The organism is Rhodococcus sp. G6(2025) (assembly GCF_058628105.1).
Genome location: NZ_CP179750.1, coordinates 6,489,791 through 6,509,165, shown reverse-complemented (window position 1 = coordinate 6,509,165; position 19,375 = coordinate 6,489,791). Strand labels below are relative to the sequence as shown.

The 19,375-nt window shown below is 67.8% G+C and carries 22 protein-coding genes; 11 read left to right on the top strand and 11 right to left on the bottom strand.

Features of this window, described 5'->3' with window-relative positions; translation table 11 throughout:
* The first annotated feature begins 28 nt into the window (after nucleotides 1-28).
* On the top strand, nucleotides 29-1,507 hold the full coding sequence (gene cycA, locus ACLIVD_RS30160; RefSeq protein WP_283336318.1) for a D-serine/D-alanine/glycine transporter: 1,479 nt from the start codon (nucleotides 29-31) through the stop codon (nucleotides 1,505-1,507).
* Between the two features lie 113 nt (nucleotides 1,508-1,620).
* Nucleotides 1,621-2,409, top strand: a complete 789-nt coding sequence (locus tag ACLIVD_RS30155) for a M23 family metallopeptidase (RefSeq protein ID WP_283336319.1) — start codon at nucleotides 1,621-1,623, stop codon at nucleotides 2,407-2,409.
* A 4-nt stretch (nucleotides 2,410-2,413) separates the two neighbouring features.
* On the opposite strand, the gene ACLIVD_RS30150 is transcribed toward ACLIVD_RS30155, so the two are convergent.
* The gene (locus ACLIVD_RS30150; protein ID WP_005251602.1) at nucleotides 2,414-2,674 is read right to left on the bottom strand and encodes a hypothetical protein; all 261 of its coding nucleotides are present in this window, start codon (nucleotides 2,672-2,674) and stop codon (nucleotides 2,414-2,416) included.
* 118 nt (nucleotides 2,675-2,792) lie between these two features.
* Here ACLIVD_RS30150 and ACLIVD_RS30145 point away from each other — a divergent pair, with 118 nt between their 5' ends.
* Nucleotides 2,793-4,301 (top strand): glutamate-cysteine ligase family protein, encoded by a 1,509-nt coding sequence (locus ACLIVD_RS30145; protein ID WP_005254223.1) that lies wholly within the window; start codon nucleotides 2,793-2,795, stop codon nucleotides 4,299-4,301.
* An 18-nt stretch (nucleotides 4,302-4,319) separates the two neighbouring features.
* On the opposite strand, the gene ACLIVD_RS30140 is transcribed toward ACLIVD_RS30145, so the two are convergent.
* Together ACLIVD_RS30140 and ACLIVD_RS30135 are read right to left on the bottom strand one after the other, a co-directional pair.
* A complete protein-coding gene (locus ACLIVD_RS30140; RefSeq protein WP_283336320.1) occupies nucleotides 4,320-5,501 on the bottom strand; it encodes a globin domain-containing protein in 1,182 nt (393 codons plus the stop codon).
* Between the two features lies 1 nt (nucleotide 5,502).
* A complete protein-coding gene (locus tag ACLIVD_RS30135) occupies nucleotides 5,503-5,979 on the bottom strand; it encodes an RrF2 family transcriptional regulator (RefSeq protein WP_280780360.1) in 477 nt (158 codons plus the stop codon).
* A gap of 249 nt (nucleotides 5,980-6,228) precedes the next feature.
* Between ACLIVD_RS30135 and ACLIVD_RS30130 the strand changes: the two genes are divergently transcribed.
* The 4 genes from ACLIVD_RS30130 (at nucleotide 6,229) to ACLIVD_RS30115 (ending at nucleotide 10,311) form a co-directional block, all read left to right on the top strand.
* Nucleotides 6,229-7,113 carry a universal stress protein gene (locus ACLIVD_RS30130; protein WP_271212723.1) on the top strand — a complete coding sequence of 295 codons (885 nt, stop codon included), beginning with the start codon at nucleotides 6,229-6,231 and terminating at the stop codon, nucleotides 7,111-7,113.
* 72 nt (nucleotides 7,114-7,185) lie between these two features.
* Complete coding sequence (locus ACLIVD_RS30125; RefSeq protein WP_491931107.1) at nucleotides 7,186-8,226, top strand: LLM class F420-dependent oxidoreductase; 1,041 nt, start codon at nucleotides 7,186-7,188, stop codon at nucleotides 8,224-8,226.
* Between the two features lie 49 nt (nucleotides 8,227-8,275).
* On the top strand, nucleotides 8,276-9,166 hold the full coding sequence (locus ACLIVD_RS30120; RefSeq protein ID WP_283336324.1) for a universal stress protein: 891 nt from the start codon (nucleotides 8,276-8,278) through the stop codon (nucleotides 9,164-9,166).
* Nucleotides 9,167-9,225: 59 nt separating this feature from the next.
* Nucleotides 9,226-10,311, top strand: coding sequence for an alpha/beta hydrolase family protein (locus tag ACLIVD_RS30115; protein ID WP_477951520.1), 1,086 nt, complete (start codon nucleotides 9,226-9,228; stop codon nucleotides 10,309-10,311).
* On the opposite strand, the gene ACLIVD_RS30110 is transcribed toward ACLIVD_RS30115, so the two are convergent.
* The gene (locus ACLIVD_RS30110) at nucleotides 10,308-11,216 is read right to left on the bottom strand and encodes a nitroreductase family protein (protein ID WP_283353282.1); all 909 of its coding nucleotides are present in this window, start codon (nucleotides 11,214-11,216) and stop codon (nucleotides 10,308-10,310) included. The genes ACLIVD_RS30115 and ACLIVD_RS30110 overlap by 4 nt on opposite strands.
* Before the next feature lie 172 nt (nucleotides 11,217-11,388).
* Here ACLIVD_RS30110 and ACLIVD_RS30105 point away from each other — a divergent pair, with 172 nt between their 5' ends.
* Complete coding sequence (locus ACLIVD_RS30105; protein WP_283336329.1) at nucleotides 11,389-12,024, top strand: response regulator transcription factor; 636 nt, start codon at nucleotides 11,389-11,391, stop codon at nucleotides 12,022-12,024.
* An 8-nt stretch (nucleotides 12,025-12,032) separates the two neighbouring features.
* Here the strand turns inward: ACLIVD_RS30105 and ACLIVD_RS30100 are convergent, their stop codons facing one another.
* A complete protein-coding gene (locus tag ACLIVD_RS30100; RefSeq protein WP_283353283.1) occupies nucleotides 12,033-13,679 on the bottom strand; it encodes a sensor histidine kinase in 1,647 nt (548 codons plus the stop codon).
* Between the two features lie 117 nt (nucleotides 13,680-13,796).
* On the opposite strand from ACLIVD_RS30100, the gene ACLIVD_RS30095 reads away from it, so the two are divergent.
* The gene (locus ACLIVD_RS30095; protein ID WP_009474921.1) at nucleotides 13,797-14,420 is read left to right on the top strand and encodes a hypothetical protein; all 624 of its coding nucleotides are present in this window, start codon (nucleotides 13,797-13,799) and stop codon (nucleotides 14,418-14,420) included.
* A gap of 12 nt (nucleotides 14,421-14,432) precedes the next feature.
* Here the strand turns inward: ACLIVD_RS30095 and ACLIVD_RS30090 are convergent, their stop codons facing one another.
* From ACLIVD_RS30090 to ACLIVD_RS30065, 6 genes are all read right to left on the bottom strand, one after another.
* Complete coding sequence (locus ACLIVD_RS30090) at nucleotides 14,433-15,158, bottom strand: SRPBCC family protein (protein ID WP_491931106.1); 726 nt, start codon at nucleotides 15,156-15,158, stop codon at nucleotides 14,433-14,435.
* On the bottom strand, nucleotides 15,155-15,424 hold the full coding sequence (locus ACLIVD_RS30085; RefSeq protein WP_491931105.1) for an SLAC1 family transporter: 270 nt from the start codon (nucleotides 15,422-15,424) through the stop codon (nucleotides 15,155-15,157). The genes ACLIVD_RS30090 and ACLIVD_RS30085 overlap by 4 nt, the downstream gene beginning before the upstream one ends.
* A 5-nt stretch (nucleotides 15,425-15,429) precedes the next feature.
* The gene (locus tag ACLIVD_RS30080) at nucleotides 15,430-15,756 is read right to left on the bottom strand and encodes a cupin domain-containing protein (RefSeq protein ID WP_087559051.1); all 327 of its coding nucleotides are present in this window, start codon (nucleotides 15,754-15,756) and stop codon (nucleotides 15,430-15,432) included.
* A 72-nt stretch (nucleotides 15,757-15,828) separates the two neighbouring features.
* The gene (locus ACLIVD_RS30075; protein WP_491931104.1) at nucleotides 15,829-16,227 is read right to left on the bottom strand and encodes a hypothetical protein; all 399 of its coding nucleotides are present in this window, start codon (nucleotides 16,225-16,227) and stop codon (nucleotides 15,829-15,831) included.
* A gap of 72 nt (nucleotides 16,228-16,299) precedes the next feature.
* Complete coding sequence (locus tag ACLIVD_RS30070) at nucleotides 16,300-16,806, bottom strand: dihydrofolate reductase (RefSeq protein ID WP_491931103.1); 507 nt, start codon at nucleotides 16,804-16,806, stop codon at nucleotides 16,300-16,302.
* A complete protein-coding gene (locus ACLIVD_RS30065; protein WP_283336334.1) occupies nucleotides 16,806-17,606 on the bottom strand; it encodes a thymidylate synthase in 801 nt (266 codons plus the stop codon). The genes ACLIVD_RS30070 and ACLIVD_RS30065 overlap by 1 nt, the downstream gene beginning before the upstream one ends.
* Before the next feature lie 85 nt (nucleotides 17,607-17,691).
* On the opposite strand from ACLIVD_RS30065, the gene cobF reads away from it, so the two are divergent.
* Together cobF and ACLIVD_RS30055 are read left to right on the top strand one after the other, a co-directional pair.
* Entirely contained in the window at nucleotides 17,692-18,432 is a 741-nt protein-coding gene (cobF, locus tag ACLIVD_RS30060) for a precorrin-6A synthase (deacetylating) (RefSeq protein WP_283336335.1), read from the top strand.
* A gap of 55 nt (nucleotides 18,433-18,487) precedes the next feature.
* Nucleotides 18,488-19,354 carry an Fpg/Nei family DNA glycosylase gene (locus ACLIVD_RS30055; protein WP_005251638.1) on the top strand — a complete coding sequence of 289 codons (867 nt, stop codon included), beginning with the start codon at nucleotides 18,488-18,490 and terminating at the stop codon, nucleotides 19,352-19,354.
* The last annotated feature ends 21 nt before the right edge of the window (nucleotides 19,355-19,375 follow it).

Sequence of the window (19,375 nt, the reverse complement as noted above, 5' to 3'; positions counted from 1 at the left end):
AAGGACTGAGAAGGGTTGCAGGTGTTCCATGGCTGACCGCACTTCCTCGACGGGCTCGATCGGATCGGAACCGGGTGATGGCTCAGGGACGGGACCGGCCGGTGAGCCGCATCTCTCCAGGCAGCTCGCCAACCGGCACATCCAGCTGATCGCGATCGGCGGAGCAATCGGCACGGGTCTCTTCATGGGATCCGGGAAGACGATCTCGCTGGCCGGACCGTCGGTGATCTTCGTCTACATGATCATCGGCTTCATGCTGTTCTTCGTGATGCGGGCGATGGGCGAGCTGCTGCTCTCCAACCTGCATTACAAGTCGTTCTCCGACTTCACCGCCGACCTGCTCGGCCCCTGGGCCGGGTTCTTCACCGGGTGGACGTACTGGTTCTGCTGGATCGTCACCGGCATCGCCGACATCGTCGCGATCTCCGGTTACGTGCAGTACTGGTGGCCCGACCTCCAGTTGTGGATCCCGGCGCTGGTCGCCATCGCGGCGCTGCTGCTGCTGAACCTGCCGACCGTGCGGGCGTTCGGTGAGACCGAGTTCTGGTTCGCGCTGATCAAGATCATCGCCATCGTCAGCCTCATCGTCGTCGGACTCGTGATGGTGTTCACGCACTTCACGTCGCCCAACGGTTCGGAGGCCGGCTTCGACAACCTGTGGAACGACGGCGGCATGTTCCCGACCGGGGCGATGGGCTTCGTGGCCGGATTCCAGATCGCGGTCTTTGCGTTCGTCGGTATCGAGCTCGTCGGCACCACCGCGGCCGAGGCGAAGGACCCGGAGAAGAACCTGCCGAAGGCCATCAACTCCATCCCCATCCGCATCCTGCTGTTCTACGTGGTCTCGCTGATCGTGATCATCTCGGTCACGCCATGGCGTGAGGTCGTCCCCGGCGAGAGCCCGTTCACGGCGATGTTCACCCTCGCCGGTCTGGGGATCGCGGCCGGAGTCATCCAGTTCGTGGTGCTGACGTCCGCGGCGTCCTCGGCGAACTCGGGAATCTATTCGACGTCCCGGATGGTCTACGGCCTCGCGCAGGAGGGTGACGCGCCGGGCCGGCTCGGCAGGCTCTCCTCCCGCAAGGTCCCGGCCAATGCGCTGATGTTCTCGTGCGCCTTCCTGCTGTCGGCGATCGCGCTGCTGTTCTCCGGCGACTCCGTCATCGAGGCGTTCACGACTGTGACGACAATCTCATCGGTGCTGTTCATGTTCGTGTGGACGATGATCCTGGCCAGCTACATCGTGTACCGGAAGCGGCGGCCCGAACTGCACGAGGCGTCGAAGTTCAAGATGCCCGGCGGTGTGGTGATGTGCTGGGTCGTCCTGGCGTTCTTCGTGTTCCTCATCTGGGCGTTGACCCAGGAGGCGGACACCCTGGAGGCGCTCCTCGTCACCCCGGTATGGTTCGTCGTGCTCGGGATCGCGTGGGCGGTGATCCGCCGGCGCGCCCCGCACCGCGCCCGCTACGCCGCATTCAAGGCAGAACTCGAGGACCGCCGAACATAAACGTTCGGTAACGGTGGCGCGGACCTATATCGTTTTGTTACATTCGTCGCCAGACAGAGGAGCCCACCCCGGACGGGGAGAGCTGCAATCCGACGACTGACGAGGTATTTACTGTGGGTTCCCACCACCGGGCAAACGGGTCTTCCGTTCGCTTCGAGATCGATCCGGACGCGGCGCGCGGACGCCATCGCAACCAGCAGACCGGAGCGGGTGTGGGCATCAAGGCCGCGACTGTTGCGGCCGCCACCGGAGCCATCGTGGTCGGCGCAGCCCAGCTGGGCGCCGGAAACGCTGCTGCCGCCCCCGTCGACTCCCACGAGACGAGCGGCGCGCAGACGCTGCCGGGTGTGCCGTTCGAGATCCCGGCCGGTGTCCTTCCCGCCGGCTTCGAACTGCCCGCAGACCTCGGTGCCGCCGCCCAGAACCTCGGCGGCCCGGACCTCGGCGCTCAGGCGCAGCAGTGGCTGTCGTCCGTCAACCCGGTCAAGCCGCACGCGGTTCAGCCGGTGTCGGGCAAGCTGACCTCCAACTTCGGTTCCCGCTGGGGAGCACACCACGGCGGCATCGACATCGCGGCGCCCATCGGCACCTCGGTGCTCGCGGCGGCCGACGGTCAGGTCATCGACGCCGGCGCGGCGTCCGGTTTCGGACTGTGGGTGCGTCTGCTGCACGACGACGGCACCGTCACCGTCTACGGACACGTCAACGACTACACCGTGAGCGTGGGGCAGCGCGTCACCGCCGGGCAGGAGATCGCCCACGTCGGTAACCGCGGTCAGTCCACCGGACCGCACCTGCACTTCGAGGTACACGACGCGAGCGGTAACAAGGTCGATCCGGGGCGCTGGCTGCAGGACCGCGGCGTGGCCGTCACCTGGGGCGACGCAGGCGCCAACGCGTAAGGGCCTATTCCGGCTCGAGGTCGTCGTCGTTGCGGAACACGAGTGGTCCGCTGTCGAGGGCGATCGCCCAGCGGCGTGAGACGGCCCAGTCGCGGCCGTACGAATCGTTGCTGATGTCCTGGACGCCGGCGAAATCGTCGACGATGACGCCGGCCTCCAGGGGCCACTTCTTCTCGGCCAGTTCGTGATCGGCCGAATGCCGCGTTTTCACGCGCGTGCCCACGGAGAACTCTGGTTTCTTCTTGGAGTCGGTATCAGGCGTCATCTCAAGTCCTTCCGCTCACCAGCGTCTGGTTCGAGGTTAGCCCGCCATCCCGCCTTCGCGCGGGATGAACGGATATGCTCCCCCGTGAGCGCAGTTCGACGCGCAGTTGGGGAGTGGTATGGGTCGCGAAGTGACGTCTCGGACATTCACCCGAGAAGACCGGCGCCTGTTCCGGCAGAAGGTGCTCATGTGCGTCGACGCGCTCGAGAGGATGCTGCGGGAGGGAGCGTTCGTCGACGAGGTCGACCCGCCGAGGCCCATGCTGGGCATGGAGATCGAGTTCAATCTCGTCCATGCCGACATGACGCCGGCGATGTCCAATCTCGCAGTCCTCGAGTCGATCGACGACGACGCCGTGTTCCAGACCGAACTCGGTCAGTTCAACGTCGAGATGAACGTCCGGCCGGGTCCCCTGATCGGTGAGGGGACGTTCGAGCTCGAACGCACCCTGCGGGCATCGCTGCACGTCGCCGACGCGCGGATCCACGGGCACGACGCCCAGCTGGTGATGGTGGGAATGCTCCCGACGCTGCAACTCGAGCACCTCGGCCGCGAGTGGATCACCGCGAATCCCCGCTACGAGCAGCTCAACGATCAGATCTTCGCCGCGCGCGGGGAGGACATCGAACTCGACCTCGAGGGTGTGCCGCTCGAGGGCCGGCTCGCCGAACAGCTGAAGGTGGACGCCAATTCGGTGCTCCCGGAAGCCGCGTGCACGTCGCTGCAGCTGCACCTGCGCGTCGCGCCGGACGAATTCGCCGCGCACTGGAACGCCGCGCAGTGCCTGGCCGGTGCCCAGGTGGCCCTCGCCGCGAATGCACCGTTCATGGCAGGCAAGGCGCTGTGGCACGAATCGCGCATCCCGATCTTCGAGCAGGCCACCGACACGCGGCCGCTGGAGCTGAAGAACCAGGGCGTGCGGCCGCGTGTGTGGTTCGGCGAACGATGGATCACGTCGGTCTTCGACCTGTTCGAGGAGAACTCCCGATACTTCCCGGCGCTGCTGCCGGAGGTCTCCGACGTCGACCCGTCGGCCGAACTCGACGCGGGCCGGGTACCGGACCTCAGCGAACTGCAGATGCACAACGGCACCATCTACCGATGGAACCGCCCGGTGTACGACAGCGACGACGGCAAGCCGCACCTGCGGATCGAGAACCGGGTGCTGCCCGCGGGCCCGACGGTGCTCGACACGATGGCGAACGCCGCGTTCTACTACGGCGCGCTGCGCGGGCTCGTCGAATCGGACCGGCCCGTCTGGTCGCAGATGTCGTTCAACGCGGCCGAGGAGAACCTGCACGCGGGCGCGAAGTACGGTATGGACGCCGAGTTGTACTGGCCCGGTGTGGGGTTCGCGGGCGCCGACGAGCTCGTCCTGCGGCGGCTGCTGCCGATCGCCGACGAGGGGCTCGCCGCGTTCGGGCTGTCCGCGAAGGCCCGCGATCGCTACCTCAGCGTCATCGAGGGCCGGTGCGTCACCCGGCAGACGGGGGCGTCGTGGCAGCGTGCGCAGGTGGTCCGGCACGAGAACGCCGGTCTGAGCCGCCCGGAAGCCCTGGCCGCCATGTTGCGTCAGTACGTGGAGAACATGCGTGAGGGCAGCCCCGTCCACACCTGGCCGGTGTGAACGAAGCCGCCGTGGCTCTCACACGGTGGCCGACCAACTGTCGGGGCCGAACACCTCGTAGTGGATGTTCTCGGCGGGCACGTCCTTCGCGAGGAGCGCCTCCCGCATTCCGAGCATGAACGGCAACGGACCGCACAGGTAGGCGCGAGTGCCGGGCGCGATCGCGACCTCGCCGAGGTCCGCGCGGCCCTCCCGCAGGCTGCCCTCGGGCCGGCGGGCGCCCAGGTCTTCGTACCAGCGGTGCATCACCGCGAACGGCAGACGTTCCACCAGTTCGGTCAGTTCCGCGCGGTGCGCGTGACTGCTGGCGGACCGGTCGGCGTGGAGCACCGAGATCGGTCGGCTGTCCTCGGTGTCGGCGAGGTGGCTGAGCATCCCGATCATCGGCGTGCACCCGATGCCCGCGGACACGAGCAGCAGCGGCGCGTCGTCGTCCTGCAGGACGAGATCGCCGAACGGCGTCGACACCGTCACGATGTCGTCTTCGAAGACGTTCTGGTACAGGAAGTTCGACACCTCGCCCGCTCGCTTCACCGAGATCCTCCAGTCACCGCGCGACGGGGCCGACGACAGGCTGTACTGGCGGATCTGGCGCGCGCCGTCCGGCAGGTGCACCGCCACGGACAGGTACTGCCCCGGAGCGAACGACGGAAGCGGCGAGCCGTCGAGGGACGTCAGCACGAACGACACCGTGTCGGCGGACTCGTGGCGGCGCTCGCGGACCCGCACGTCCCGCCACACGTCGCCGACCGTCACTCCCGCCGAGGCGTAGAGGCCGGCCTCCATCGCGATCAGCGTCTCCGCCATCAGCCAGTACACCTCGTCCCAGGCCGCAGCGACCTCGGGAGTGACGGCGTCACCGAGGACCTCGACGATGGCCGCGAACAGGTGGGTGTGCACGATCGCGTACTGCGCGGGCTCGATCCCCAGTGAGGCGTGCTTGTTCGCGATCCTCGACAGGATGAGGTCGACGCGCGCCTGATCGGGCTCGAGTTGGAGGGCCGCGAACGCGGCGATGGCCCCGGCCAGCGCTTTCTGCTGTTCGCCCTGCTTCTGATTTCCGCGGTTGAACAGGTCACGTTCGAGTTCGGGGTGCGCGTCGAACAGCTTGCGGTAGAACAGCGTCGTAATGTCCGAGATCGCGGCGCCGACCACGGGCAGGGTGGCGCGGATGACGTCCGTCGAGGTGGGCGAGAGCATGTCATTCTCCGATCGTTCGAGAAATCTGGGAAGTTGTGGCGGCGGCTACGCGTGGGAGGGTGAGCAGCACGGTTCCGGTGGGGGACCGGGTGAGGTCTTCGATGGTGAGGGCGTCCAGCGACTCGAAGAACGCGTTCTGCGCGCGTCGCAGCGCCGACCGCAGCAGGCAGCCCGATCGCAGCGGGCACGGTTGGGCGCCGTCGCAGTCGACGACCTCCGCATCGCCTTCGAGTCGGCGGGCGAGCCAGCCGACGGAGGCGGTGCGCCCGAGTTCGGTGATGGCCAGACCGCCCGCGCGTCCCCGGCGTGCGTCCACGATGCCGAGTTCACCCAGCCGGGTAATGACCTTGGCGGCGTGGGTGTACGACACCGACAGTTCCTCGGCGATCGCCCGGCTTCCCGGTCGTTCGCCCTCCCCGGCGACGGCCAGTCGCATGACCACCCGCAGTCCGAGGTCGGTGAACTGTGTGAGTTGCATGACCCGAACGTACTTTAATTCGCATTCCGAATACCAAATTTGTGACCGACGTCGCTCCAGCGGAATCTGCTCGGAAAGTGCAGTGGCCCAGCAAAATTCGAATAGGGCACAGGACCCCACCTTCTCATCATCGTCGAAGTCGGGGCCCGCGGCTACGGGCGGAGAGCCCGAGTTGGTGGGGACTTAAGTCCCTCGTCGAAAGGCGAAGGGCGGCAGACGCGAAACGGAGGCCGGGGATAGTGTGAAGTCATGAGCACACGGGACCGCAACAGCGTCGTCGTCGGTGTCGACGGATCGGACACCTCGAAGTCCGCTGTTCGGGTGGCCGCCGAACTGGCCACCGAACGTGGACTGAACCTGAAGATCATCCACGCACTCGACTTCGCCCCGTACGGGTTCGGCGGTCCCTACATGGATTCGGGCGGCGTGTACGAGTGGGTGGAGGCCAGCGGCAAGGCGATTCTCGCCGAAGCGCAGGAGCAGGCGTTCGCGGTCAATCCCATCATCGACGTCCACACCGAACTGTCGATCGGCAGCAGTGCCCAGTGGCTCGTCGACCTGTCCGAGAACGCCCGGATCGTGGTCGTCGGCGCGTCCGGGTCCGGAGCGGCCGCCACCGCACTGCTCGGGAACACGGCGATCAACGTCACCAGCCACGCGCACTGCCCGGTCGTCGTGGTCCGCGGCGACGCCCACGCCGGAGGGCCCGTCGTGGTCGGCGTCGACGGCAGCCCCACCAGTGAGCGGGCGATCTCGGTGGCTTTCCAGGAGGCGTCGCTGCGGAATGCGCCGTTGGTGGCCGTCCACGTCTGGAGTGACCTCGGACCGAAAGCGTTCGAGGACCCGCGGGCCGCGGCCCTGGTGCCGCAGGGACTCGAGGAGGACGAACACGCCGTTCTCGCCGAGAGCCTCGCCGGCTGGCAGGAGAAGTACCCCGACGTGCGGGTCACCCGGGAGGTGTACATCGACAATCCGCGGGCGCGACTGCTCGAGTGGTCGAGGAAGGCGCAACTGCTGGTGGTCGGCAGCCGGGGGCGCGGAGGATTCAAGGGGATGCTGCTCGGATCGACCAGTAACAGCCTGGTCGGTGGTGCGCATTGCCCGGTAGTCGTCGTGAGGCCTGCACGTCCCTGACGCGATTGTTCGCAGTAGTGTCTGGGTTGACGCAGGAACAGGTTGCAGATAACGCCAGGATTGGGGAACGACGTGCGCATAGGTATGGGCTTGAACTACAGCGGCGGTTTCGCCGAGACGGTCGACGAGGTCGCCGACCTGGAGAAAGCCGGGCTCGACATCGCGTTCGTGCCCGAGGCCTACTCGTTCGACGCGGTGAGCCAGATCGGCTATCTCGCCGCCAAGACCACGACACTCGAACTCGCGTCGGGCATCTTCCAGATCTACACCCGCACGCCCAGCCTGACCGCCATGACGGCGGCCGGCCTCGACTTCGTGTCGGACGGACGCTTCGTGATGGGCCTCGGCGCCTCCGGCCCGCAGGTGATCGAGGGCTTTCACGGCGTCAAGTACGACGCCCCGGTCGGGCGCACCCGCGAGGTCGTCGAGATCTGCCGCAAGGTGTGGCGCCGCGAGAAGGTCGAGTTCCAGGGCAAGTACTACCAGATTCCGCTGCCCGCCGAGAAGGGCACCGGGCTGGGCAAGCCGCTGAAGATCATCAACCACCCTGTGCGTGATCGCATCCCGATCGTCATCGCCTCGCTCGGACCGAAGAACGTGGAGCTGACCGCCGAGATCGCCGAAGGCTGGGAACCCATCTTCTACCACCCGGAGAAGGCGGCGAGCGTGTGGGGCGAGCCCCTGGCCAAGGGCAAGGCGAAGCGCGACCCCAGCCTCGGTGAGCTGCAGGTCTTCGCGTCGCCCGCCCTCGCCATCGGCGACGACGTCGAGCACATGCTCGACTGGGTCCGCCCGGGCCTGGCGCTGTACATCGGCGGCATGGGCGCGAAGGGCAAGAATTTCTACAACGACCTCGCGGTCCGGTACGGCTACGAGAAGGAAGCCGAGACCATCCAGGACCTCTACCTGTCGGGCAAGAAGGACGAGGCCGCCGCCGCGGTGCCGGACGATCTGGTGCGGGCCGTGTCGCTGATCGGTCCGGAGAGCTACGTCGCGGAGCGGGTGGCCGCCTTCGCCGAGTCCGGGGTCACCACGCTCACCGTCACCCCGCTCGCCGCGGATCGTGCGGGACGAGTCGCGCTGGTCGAGAAGCTCCGCAAGATCTGCGGGTAGCCCCGCAAACCCCAGCAGTGCCCAGCCGGAAGAATCAGGAAAGGTGACCATGACTGGAATCAAGCCGATCGTCGTGGGTGTGGACGGATCCGAGGCGGCCTCGGCCGCAGTGGCGTGGGCCGCTCGCGCCGCCGCCGCCCTGTCGCTCCCGCTGCACATCGTGACAGTGGTGCACATTCCTGCCTTCTATTACACCGAGCCGTACCTGGCCGAGAGTTTCAAGGAAGAACTCGAGGACACGGCGAAGGCCCGGCTGGGCAGTGCGCGGGTGCATGCCAAGCAGACGGTGGACGAGCCGCTCGACATCACCACCGAACAGCACGAGGGCAAGGTGAGTCAGACACTCATCGAGCTCTCCGCGAACGCGCACATGGTGGTGCTCGGTTCGCGGGGGCACGGTGAGTTCACCGGTCTGCTGGTCGGCTCCACCACCTCCGCGGTCGCCGCGCACGGCCATTGCCCGCTGGTGGTCGTGCGGGGGCGCACCATGGACGGGCAGCCGCCCACGGAGGGGCCGATCGTGGTCGGCGTCGACGGCTCGGAAAGCAGCAAGGCGGCGGTGGAAGTGGCGTTCGAGCAGGCCGCCGCCCGCGGAGCGAGCCTGGTCGCGGTCAATGTGTGGAGCGATGTCAGTGTGCAGCCGTCGCTCGGCGCCAGCCCGGAGGACGCGCTGTGGAGCAGCATCCAGACGGGTGAAGAGGTGGTGCTGTCGGAGCGCCTCGCCGGATACCAGGAGCGGTATCCCGACGTGACGGTCGAACGCATCGTGGCGCGGGACCGTCCGGTGCGGGTGCTCAGCGAGTTCGCCGAGAAGGCGCAGCTGATCGTGGTCGGCAGCCGCGGCCGGGGTGGCTTCAAGGGAATGCTGCTGGGCTCCACCAGCAATGCGTTGCTCCACACCGCGGATTGCCCGGTGATGATCGTCCGGCCGGAAAGCTAGCGCCCCCGATCACGACGACTGTGCGGTAGCCTTCGCGCGACTTCGCAGAGGAGGTTCGAGTGAAGGCAACCCTCATGCTCCGGGGACTGGTCGCCGGCGCAGTGGTTGTCGGCGCAGTGGCCTCGGTCCAGCCGGCGACGGCGAGTGCCGGCACGGGCACGCTGCTGCGCCTGCCTGCGAGCGATTCGAACGTCGGTGTCAGCACACTCGAACTGGTGGATCACGATCGCGACGATCCGTGGTCGCCGGGCCGTGCGCGATCCATTCCGGTGACGGTCACCTATCCTGCCGGATTCGCCGCGGGCGGAACCCGCTCGCTTCCCGTGATCCTCTTCTCGCCGGGCTTCTATGTGCCGCGGACGCTGTACACGATCGCCGCCGAGGATCTCGCGAGCCGCGGCTACGTGGTGATCGGCATGGACCACACGGGTGAGGCCCTCGCGACGGTGTTCCCGGACGGCCGCGTCGTCACGTCGCAGATCACCGACCCGTACTCCGCGGAAACCCAGAAGAAGGCGCTCGACACCCGGGTGGAGGACGCGAGTTTCGTCGTCGACACCGTCGAATCCCTCTCCCGCGGTGACGACCCCGACGGGATCGGCCGGCTGCTGCCGGACGGCCTCTCCGAGGCCGTCGATCCCGAACGGATCGGGATGTTCGGTCACTCGATCGGCGGAGCCACGACCACCCAGGTCCTCCTCGACGATCCGCGGGTGGACGCCGGGGTCAATGTCGACGGAGCGCTCCTGTACGCGAACACGGCGAGCCCGATCGTTTCCCAGGATCCCGGCACCCCACTGCTCAGCGTGCTCAACTCGCGTCACGCCGAGAGCCCCGAAGGCCGGGACAGGTTCTGGGGACAGTATTTTGCGACCCCCCGGTCCTGGAGCAAGGTCTACGCACTCCGGGACACCGGGCACTTCAGCTTCACCGACGCCGAGCACTACGTCCCGCAGGCGATCCCCGATCCTCCCGGAATGGACGTGCCCGCCGGCTTCAGCCTCGGCACGGCTCCCCGCCAGGAGGTGGTCGACACGACCAACGACCTCGTGGCGGGAATGTTCGACCGCTTCCTGAAGGAGGCTCCGGCACCCGAACTCGACGACGCCGCGTCGCGGTACCCGCTGGTCTTCGAGGTGCGTTAGAGGGCCGCGGCGCGTTCGCCGCGGCGGAAGTTGCGCATGCCCCAGTAGCCGATTCGCAGAATCAGTTGGGGATGGCCCGGCATGTCGAGTCGGCGTGCCAGCCGGTGCGCCGAGTCGTCGACGCGAAGCGGGTGGGAGAGGATGGAGGCACCCAGCCGGGCGTCGACGGCGGTCAGCCACGCTCGTTCGACCGCGATTCCGGTGCGGACCAGGTCGATCGACTCCTGCGTGTCCGATACGAACACGAGGACGGTCTCGCTCTCGATGGCCGCGGCGAGCCGTGCCGAGTCGGGGACGCCGCGGGTGACGACGGGGCGGATCGCGTCGACCGACTCGTGACCGCCCTGCGGCAGCCAGTGCGACGTCCACGGGAAGAGGTCGCGCTGGTGGCCGGGATCCTGCCGAACCCGGTCGGCGGAATAGAGAAGGACGTCGGCGAGCGCGGGCGCCTCGTCCGCGGCGAGCAGCCGAGCGCGGACGCCCTCTATCTCCGCCGCGGCGACGATGTCGGCGATGGTTTCTGCGGGAACCGGTATGTCGGCGAACGCTTCTCGATGACTCCGGCGGCGGGCCATCGCGGAGAACAGCCTCAGCTCGGTGCTGGACGGGGTAGCTGTGCCCACGGCCCGAACGGTGGCGACGAGGTCGCGTCTGCGCGGATCGGGCAGCAGGTCGGTCTCGATCTTCTTGCCGAGCGCCCGCAGCGCGAGCTCCACGTTCGCGACACCCGCACCGCACGAGATCACGCGGTCGGCGCGTGGTGTGTCCGTGAAACCGCGACGCTCCGTGACCTCCGCGCACCCGCCGTCGAGCCGAAGATCCCACGGCTGGGTGTCGTGGACCGACGGGGCCGAGACGATGGCGCGGGAGACCACCTCGATGTCACTGAGCGACCAGCTGTTCATCGCGACCTCCACTTGTCGTGTCCGGGTGTTCCCCCGCAGGCTCAGCCTCCCGCGCACCGCGGCGCCGGCGCTGGGGTCGAAGGTCCCGAATGCGCGAGGGAGAGGTCCCGGAGGGGTGGGCACCGGTCGCCGGCGCGGTACGGTTCGAGGAGAAGACGGTGGAGGTGCAGACATGACCACGCGGGTGTTCCTGGTCGACGACCACGAGATCGTGCGACGAGGCCTGGTCGATCTACTCGGCAGCGTGCCCGACCTCGAGGTCGTCGGGGAGGCTGCGTCCGTCGGCGAGGCGATGGCACGGATCCCGGGCAGCGGCGCCGACGTCGCCGTGCTCGACGTCCGGTTGCCCGACGGCAACGGCGTCGAACTGTGCCGGGACCTCCGCACGTCCCTGCCCGAACTGCGGTGCCTGATGCTCACGTCGTACTCCGACGACGAGGCGCTGTTCGACGCCATCATGGCAGGCGCGTCCGGATTCGTCCTCAAACAGATCCTCGGCACCGACCTGGTCGCCGCCGTGCGGACGGTGGGGGAGGGCGGTTCGCTGCTCGACAGCAGGGCGACGTCGGCGCTGATGAACCGGATCAGGTCCGCGCGCCGGGAAGACCCCCTGGCGGAACTGTCCGAGCAGGAACGCGCCGTGTTCGAATTGATCGGCGAGGGGCTCACCAACCGGGAGATCGCCGAGCGGCTCTTCCTCGCCGAGAAGACGATCAAGAACTATGTGTCACGGCTGTTGTCGAAACTCGGGATGCAACGACGCACGCAGGCCGCCGTGCTGGCCACCGAACTACGCAACCAGCGCTGACTTCTTCCTCACGTCAACGGAACCCGCCACGTGACGACGGTTCCGCCGCCCTCGGCGTCGACGGTGCAGGTGCCGCCGCAGTGCTCGGCACGCCGATCGAGGTTGTCCAGTCCGCTGCGCCGGGCGCCGTCGGCGATCCCGATGCCGTCGTCCGCGACCGTGACGGTGAGGTCGTCCCCGGCGGCCACCGAGATGTCGATGGTGGTGGCCCGCGCGTGCCGCAGCGCATTGCTCAGGGCTTCCCGCAGCACCGCCTCCGCGTGCTGGTGGATGCGGCTGGGCACGAGAGTGTCGATGGCGCCCGAGAACTGGACGTTCGGCGCGATCGGTGACTGGGAGGTGAGGTCGCCGATCACGTCGAGGAGACGACGGCGCAGACTGGTCGCGGACGCAATCCCGGTGGCCTGCAGATCGAAGATGGTGGTGCGGATCTCGCGCACCGTGCGATCGAGTTGCTCGACCGCGGTGGCCACGATGGAGCGCACGCCCTCTGGGACGTCCCCGACCGCGTGCGTGCTCTGCAGGCTCATGCCGGTGGCGAACAATCGCTGAATGACGTTGTCGTGCAGGTCACGCGCTATCCGGTCGCGGTCGGCGAGCACCGACAGCAGGCGTTGCTTGCTCTGCTGATCGGAGAATTCCACCGCGACGGCAGCCAGGTCGGCCACCGATTCGAGTCGGGCGACCTCGTCCGGATCCCACGCGGTGTTGCCGCGCGCCGTGACCACCAGGATCCCGCCGACCCCCGACGCCGTCGACAACGGCAGCACCGCGGCCCGGCCCGCCTCGGCGGAGAACGGTGCGAGACCGTCGAGACCCGTCAGCAGTGCGGGAGTGCGGGAGCGCAGCACTTCGGCGAACGGCTCGGCCTGGGTGGCGATTCGGAAGCTGTTGCGCAGCGGCCGCACCGTGCTGTCCGCGCCGACCACCGCGCCCTCGCCGAGCGTGACGACGATGAAGACCTCGTCGCCGCTGGACAGTTCGCGTACCTCGGCGGCGAGTGTGTGGAGTGTTTCGTCGAGTGATCCGCCGACCATCAGCCGGGACGTGATCGCCGCGACGGCCGTCAACCACCGCTCCCGCGTCCGCGATTCCTCGAACAGCCGCGAATTCTCCACCGCCACACCTGCCGAGGTCGCGAGCGCGCGCAGGATCACCTCGTCCTCGTCGGTGAACTCGGGTCCGCTGAGTTTCTCGGTGAGGTAGATGCTCCCGAAAACCTTGCCCCGCATCATGATCGGCATGCCCAGAAAGCTCTTCATCGGTGGATGATCGGGCGGGAAGCCGATCGACCCGGGGTGATCGGCCAGGTTGGCGAGGCGCACCGGGCGGGGGTCGTGGATCAGCAGTCCCAGCAGACCGAGGCCTTCGGGCAGATGGCCCATGTGCGCACGCTCTTCCGGCGTGATGCCCTCGTAGACGAACTCCGACAGCCCCCCGTCGGGGGCGTGGACACCGAGCGCGCCGTACCGGGCGTCGAGCAGGGACGTGGCCGAAGTGACGATGCGTTGCAGGGTGGAATCCAGCTCGAGTCCCGAACCGACCACGAGGACCGCCTCGAACAGTCGCTGCAGACTTCGGCGCGTGGGGACCACGTCGGCGAGCCCCTCCCGAAACTCACTGATCCTCGCCTCGTGCCCGCCGTCCGCTCCCATGTCTGCAGCATAGGTCCGGGGGCGGCGTAACGCCGCGAACCGCGGCGTCGATAAGGGCTCGAGTGTTTACTCATTCGAACTAATGCTTACCCATTGACGTGACGAGGGAGAAGAAGAATGAATCGACGGCACTTCGGACGACGGGTCGCGGCAGGTCTGACCGCTGCAGTGGCAGCGACGATGATGTTCACCGGTGTCGTATCGGCGCAGCCCGCAGATTCCGCCCCCGTCGTCGACCCGGCCACCGCGATCGCGAAGCTGCGCACCGTCGCCGCCGGTAACCCCGAGGCCGAAGCCGCCCTCGAGCGACTCGCCGCGTCGCCGACCGACACCGCGGCAACGAACATCGCCCTCCCGGGCCAGATCTTCCAGATCCCCGCGTACTCCGACACCGGGCAGGGCGGTCCGGTCCTCGGACAGCTGTACGGCGCGGGCGTGGCGACCAACATGAGCAACCAGTTCCGCTTCGGATTCTTCGGCGGACCGGGCGTCATCGCGAACGACCAGACCGGTGCCGAACTCGACGTCGTCTACTACAGCTTCGCCACCGGTGCCAGCGGCATCGTGAAGCTGGACCAGAACAACGTCGCGGTTCCCACGGTCGTCTCCTCTCCGCCGGTCGCCGGGCTCGGCAGCGGTCTGGTCGTGGCGGCGGTGTACGGCTCGCTGAACCACCAGGTGGGGCCGAACGTCGTCAAGAGCACGATCTGGTGGCCCACCCTGGGCACCGTGCTCGCCTGACCGTTCGAGAACTCAGGTGGCAGGTTCGGCTCCCGGCCGGGCCTGCCACCACTCTCTCCAGCGCTCTTCGAGTTCGGCCCACTCCTCGTCGTCCAGGTCGTAGGCCGCCAGCAGGATCTGCGCACCGCCGTTGGGGCGTGCCGCGTTGACGGGCTGCTCGCCGAACTGCAACAGTCCCGGGCCGAGGTCGTCGACACTCACCGCGGTCTGGTGTTCGCCCACGAAACACACGACCCCGTGCAGCAGATCGCCCGTCTCGGCGACCACGGTGAAATGATCGCCGACCGTCATTCCCTCGAGTTTGTCGAGGCCGAGCAGATGCCGCGCCGAATCACCCTCCGCGACAGGGCCTTCGAGGAACAGTGTGCGACGCTCGTCGAGTCCGTGCCGCTCGATGCCGAACTTGAGGAACTGCAGGAACGTGGTCCAGCCCTCGGTGACGTCGTCGTACCAGTCGTCGGCGGCGGGGTCGCCGCTGCGGGGCGGGCGGGTGATCCGCACCAGGGTGGTGCCCTCGTGGTCGTGGAGGCTGAACTTGTCGGCGCCGTTCAGGGCCAGAGTGAAGGCGGCGGCGTCCTCTTTCACGTCGTCGAAGTAAATTTCCCTGATCTCGTCGGCCAGGCCGGCGTAGTCCCAGCCGTGCCAGCGCCGGATCAACTCCGGGTCGCGCAGGGCAGGCCACACCACCGACGGCGCCGCAGCGACGGACACCTCGATCACGGGCTGGGATTCGGTCACGCGTTCTCCTGCGTCTTCACTGTTGCCGGTCCGACATGCACCACCGACCGCCAGAGATGCACCACCATGACGACGAACGCCACACACCACACGGTGAATGCACACCACAGTTCGGCACTACCGACGATACCGACGAGTGGAAGATGGTCCGCACGCCCCAGGTAGATGCCGGCGACCGCATACATGCCGAGTGGGAAGACGATGCTCCACACGGTGGCGTCGTAGCGCAGCGGCACCTTGTTCGACGTGACGCCACGATCGAGCACGACCCTCACATGGCGACGGTGAGCAGGAACGCGACGTCCTCGATCGCCTCGACGCTGTGCCGATCGGTCGGAAGAACCAGCAGATCGCCGGTGGAACCCTTCCACGAGTCCTCGCCGGCCACGAGGTTCAGTTTGCCGCTGAGAATGAACAGGGTGGCCTCGCCCGGGCTCTCGTGTTCCGCCATCTTCTGACCCGCGGCCAAGGCGATGACGGTCTGTCGGAGGCTGCGCCGATGCCCGCCGTACACGGTCTGCGAACTGCGGCCGCTGGACGTCCCGCCTGCCAACTTCAGTTGCTGACGGGCAAGGGCGGTCAGTGACTTCTTGTCCATGAGGTGAGTATGAACCACTGCGCGCACCGTCACCCGTCGAATGGGGTAACGGTGCGGCGGCAAAGGGGTCGTTCAGCGCCGGGTGAGGGCCCAGCCCTGGGCCGCCGCGAACGCGCCGACCACCACGGCCTGCAGCAGCACCCAGACGACGCCGACGGTGGTGAGGTGCTGCCACTCCGTGAGCACCAGGGCCACGCTCGCGCCCACCCAGAAGACGTTCGCGAGGACGACGGCGTCCACCGCGGCCGGCGAAGGGCGGGCCGGCACGCTCACCGCCCACACCCCGGCGGTGAAGACGATCAGGAAGACGCCGATGGCACGCAGGAAGCCGGCTGTCGGGCCGAGGGCGTCGTCGAGCACGGTGGCGGCGGCGAGGTAGGCGACGCCGTTGGCGCCGGTGACGACGGCGTCGATGCGGAGGGCAAGGCGCAGTGGTGAGAGAGCGGTGCGGGTTTCGAGTGCGGCGATCATGTCGGCGGTCCTCACGTGAGACGGGTGAAGGGGTACGTCACTCAGACTCGCGCCGAAGCCGAATGCTCTCAATTACCTCGCAGGTAATGCTCGCGTGTAGGTGATCCACCGGTAGCGGGTGCCGTTCTTCGCCGACGTGAGCCACTCGCCGGTGTCCTGCGCGTGCCAGGAGTCGTCGATCGGGGGTGCCCAGGCGTCGCCGTCGATCGTGACGTCGATCTCGGAGATCAGCAGTTGGGTGGCGAACGGCATTGCCGCCGTGTAGATCTGGGCGCCGCCGATGACGCAGACGTCCTCGTTGGTAAGCGCGAGCGCGGAGCCGAGCCCGTCGGCGGACTCGGCACCCTCCGCAGTCCAGTCGGGCTGACGGCTGATCACGATGTTGCGCCGCCCGGGCAGGGGCCGGAACCTCGGGGGCAGCGAGTCCCACGTCCGGCGGCCCATGATCACCGGGTGACCCTGCGTCACCTTCTTGAAATACGCCATGTCCTCGGGGACGTGCCACGGGATCGTGTTGTCGAGGCCGATGACGCCGCCGACGCCCTGGGCCCAGACCAGCTTGACCTGCCGCGCCGCCACTAGACGGCCACCGGCGCCTTGATGGCGGGGTGGTGCCGGTAGTCGACGATCTCCACGTCCTCGAAGGTGTAGTCGAAGATCGAATCCCGCTTGGTCAACTTCAGCGTCGGGTACGGCAACGGTTCCCGGCTCAACTGCTCGGTGACCTGGTCGACGTGATTGTCGTAGATGTGGCAGTCGCCGCCCGTCCAGATGAAATCGCCCGGTTCGAGCCCGGCCTGCTGCGCCACCATGTGGGTGAGGAGCGCGTAGCTCGCGATGTTGAACGGCACACCCAGGAACAGGTCGGCGCTGCGCTGGTACAGCTGGCACGACAGCTTGCCGTCCGCGACGTAGAACTGGAAGAACGCATGGCACGGCGCCAGCGCCATCTGCGGGATGTCGCCGACGTTCCACGCCGACACGATGATGCGACGCGAGTCGGGGTTCGACTTCAGCGTCTCGATGGTCTGGGTGATCTGGTCGATGTGCTCGCCGGACGGGGTCGGCCAGCTGCGCCACTGCACGCCGTACACCGGGCCCAGTTCGCCGTCCGCGTCCGCCCACTCGTCCCAGATCGTGACGCCGTTGTCCTGGAGCCACTTCACGTTGGAATCGCCGCGCAGGAACCACAACAGTTCGTAGACGATCGACTTGAGGTGCACCTTCTTCGTGGTGATCAGCGGAAACCCGTCCGCGAGGTTCCAGCGCATCTGATGACCGAAGACGCTCTTCGTGCCGGTCCCGGTGCGGTCTGCCTTCGGGGTGCCCGTGTCCATGACGAGTCGGAGCAGGTCTTCATACGGGGTCGGCACAGTCACGGCGTCCAGTTTAGGCGCTCCGCGCCCGTGCGCCTTTTCGGTAGCTGGAACAACCGGAAAGGCGCACGAGCGCTAGCCTTCGCCCATGCGTGAACTCTTCGTGATCGGCGTCGGTGCCGGCGACCCCGACCAGGTGACGGTCCAGGCGATCAAGGCGATGAACAAGGCCGATGTGTTCTTCGTCATCGGCAAGGGCGACGAGAAGCAGGACCTCGTCGATCTCCGCACCACGATCCTCGAGGAGCACGTCGCCGGCGCGTACCGCGTCGTGGACATCGTCGATCCGCCCCGCGACCGCACGCCGTCCGACTACGAGGGCGTGGTCGACGACTGGCACGAGCGCCGGGCGGCGCTGTTCGAGGCCGAGTTCGCGTCCGAGCCGGGGGTCGGGGCGATCCTCGTGTGGGGTGACCCCTCTCTCTACGACAGCACGCTGCGGATCGTCGAGCGGGTGCTCGCCCGCGGCAACGTGTCGTTCGACTACTCGGTGATCCCGGGCGTCACCAGCGTGCAGTCGCTGGCCGCGCAGCACCGGATCGTGCTCAACCGGATCGGCGAACCCGTGCACATCACGACCGGCAGGCGACTGGCCGAGGGTCTGCCCGACGGCGTCGACAACGCCGTGGTCATGCTCGACGCCCACTGCACGTTCACCCAGGTGCCCGGCGACGACGTCCAGATCTGGTGGGGTGCCTACCTCGGCACACCCGACGAGGTGCTGATCTCCGGTCGCCTGCGCGACGTCGAGGACGAGATCCAGCGGGTGCGCGCCGCATTGCGCGAACGCAAGGGCTGGATCATGGACACCTATCTCCTCCGCAGGTGAGTGAGAAAGCGTGGAGGAGCACACTTCGGCGCTCACCTACCGTTAGCCTGGGACCATGCCCGAGCTGCCCGAGGTGGAGGCGTTAGCCGAGTTCCTGCGTGAACATGCCGTGGGAGCGGTCGTCGGCCGAGTGGACGTGGCGGCCCTGAGCGTGCTGAAGACGTTCGACCCCCCGATCACCGACCTGCAGGGTCGCGACGTGACGGGCGCGGCCCGGTTCGGCAAGCACCTCGCACTCGATTGTTCCGGGTTGTGGCTCGTCACCCACCTCTCGCGTGGGGGCTGGTTGCGCTGGACCGACAACCCGTCGGCGGCGCCGCCGAAACCGGGGAAGGGTCCGCTGGCGCTGCGGGTGCACTTCTTCACCCCGGAGGGCGCGACGCCGGCGTTCGACCTCACCGAGGCGGGCACCAAGAAACGGCTCGCGGTGTGGGTGGTGCACGACCCGCAGGAGGTGGAGGGGATAGCCCGGCTCGGACCCGACGCCCTCGCCGTCACCGAACCCGAGTTCGCGGCGCTGCTGTCCACCACGTCGGCGCGGATCAAGAATGCGCTCGTCGACCAGTCGCTGCTCGCCGGCGTCGGCAACGCGTACTCCGACGAAATCCTGCACACCGCAAAGATTTCCCCGTTCGCCACGTCGCGCACTCTGCCGGAAGACCAGGTGCACGTGCTGTACGACGCGATGCGGTCGGTGCTCAGCGACGCCGTCCAGAGGTCGCTCGGCCAGGATGCGGCGCGGCTGAAGGGGGAGAAGCGATCCGGGATGCGGGTGCACGCCCGGACCGGCCTCCCGTGTCCCGTCTGCGGCGACACCGTCCGGGAAGTGTCGTTCGCGGAGAAGTCTTTTCAGTACTGCGCCACGTGTCAGACCGGAGGCAAGGTGCTCGCCGACCGCCGGATGTCGCGACTGCTGAAGTAGGCGTCGGCGCGAAACGGTGCC

Excerpts from the sequence above, each read along its gene's own strand:
- ACLIVD_RS30130 (WP_271212723.1), top strand. The coding sequence starts at position 6,229 with ATGAGCACACGGGACCGCAACAGCGTCGTCGTCGGTGTCGACGGATCG.
- ACLIVD_RS30095 (WP_009474921.1), top strand. The coding sequence starts at position 13,797 with ATGAATCGACGGCACTTCGGACGACGGGTCGCGGCAGGTCTGACCGCT.
- ACLIVD_RS30140 (WP_283336320.1), bottom strand. The coding sequence starts at position 5,501 with ATGCTCTCGCCCACCTCGACGGACGTCATCCGCGCCACCCTGCCCGTG.
- ACLIVD_RS30075 (WP_491931104.1), bottom strand. The coding sequence starts at position 16,227 with ATGATCGCCGCACTCGAAACCCGCACCGCTCTCTCACCACTGCGCCTT.
- ACLIVD_RS30105 (WP_283336329.1), top strand. The coding sequence starts at position 11,389 with ATGACCACGCGGGTGTTCCTGGTCGACGACCACGAGATCGTGCGACGA.
- ACLIVD_RS30110 (WP_283353282.1), bottom strand. The coding sequence starts at position 11,216 with ATGAACAGCTGGTCGCTCAGTGACATCGAGGTGGTCTCCCGCGCCATC.
- ACLIVD_RS30145 (WP_005254223.1), top strand. The coding sequence starts at position 2,793 with ATGGGTCGCGAAGTGACGTCTCGGACATTCACCCGAGAAGACCGGCGC.
- ACLIVD_RS30135 (WP_280780360.1), bottom strand. The coding sequence starts at position 5,979 with ATGCAACTCACACAGTTCACCGACCTCGGACTGCGGGTGGTCATGCGA.
- cycA (WP_283336318.1), top strand. The coding sequence starts at position 29 with ATGGCTGACCGCACTTCCTCGACGGGCTCGATCGGATCGGAACCGGGT.
- ACLIVD_RS30055 (WP_005251638.1), top strand. The coding sequence starts at position 18,488 with ATGCCCGAGCTGCCCGAGGTGGAGGCGTTAGCCGAGTTCCTGCGTGAA.
- ACLIVD_RS30120 (WP_283336324.1), top strand. The coding sequence starts at position 8,276 with ATGACTGGAATCAAGCCGATCGTCGTGGGTGTGGACGGATCCGAGGCG.
- ACLIVD_RS30100 (WP_283353283.1), bottom strand. The coding sequence starts at position 13,679 with ATGGGAGCGGACGGCGGGCACGAGGCGAGGATCAGTGAGTTTCGGGAG.
- cobF (WP_283336335.1), top strand. The coding sequence starts at position 17,692 with ATGCGTGAACTCTTCGTGATCGGCGTCGGTGCCGGCGACCCCGACCAG.
- ACLIVD_RS30150 (WP_005251602.1), bottom strand. The coding sequence starts at position 2,674 with ATGACGCCTGATACCGACTCCAAGAAGAAACCAGAGTTCTCCGTGGGC.
- ACLIVD_RS30080 (WP_087559051.1), bottom strand. The coding sequence starts at position 15,756 with ATGGACAAGAAGTCACTGACCGCCCTTGCCCGTCAGCAACTGAAGTTG.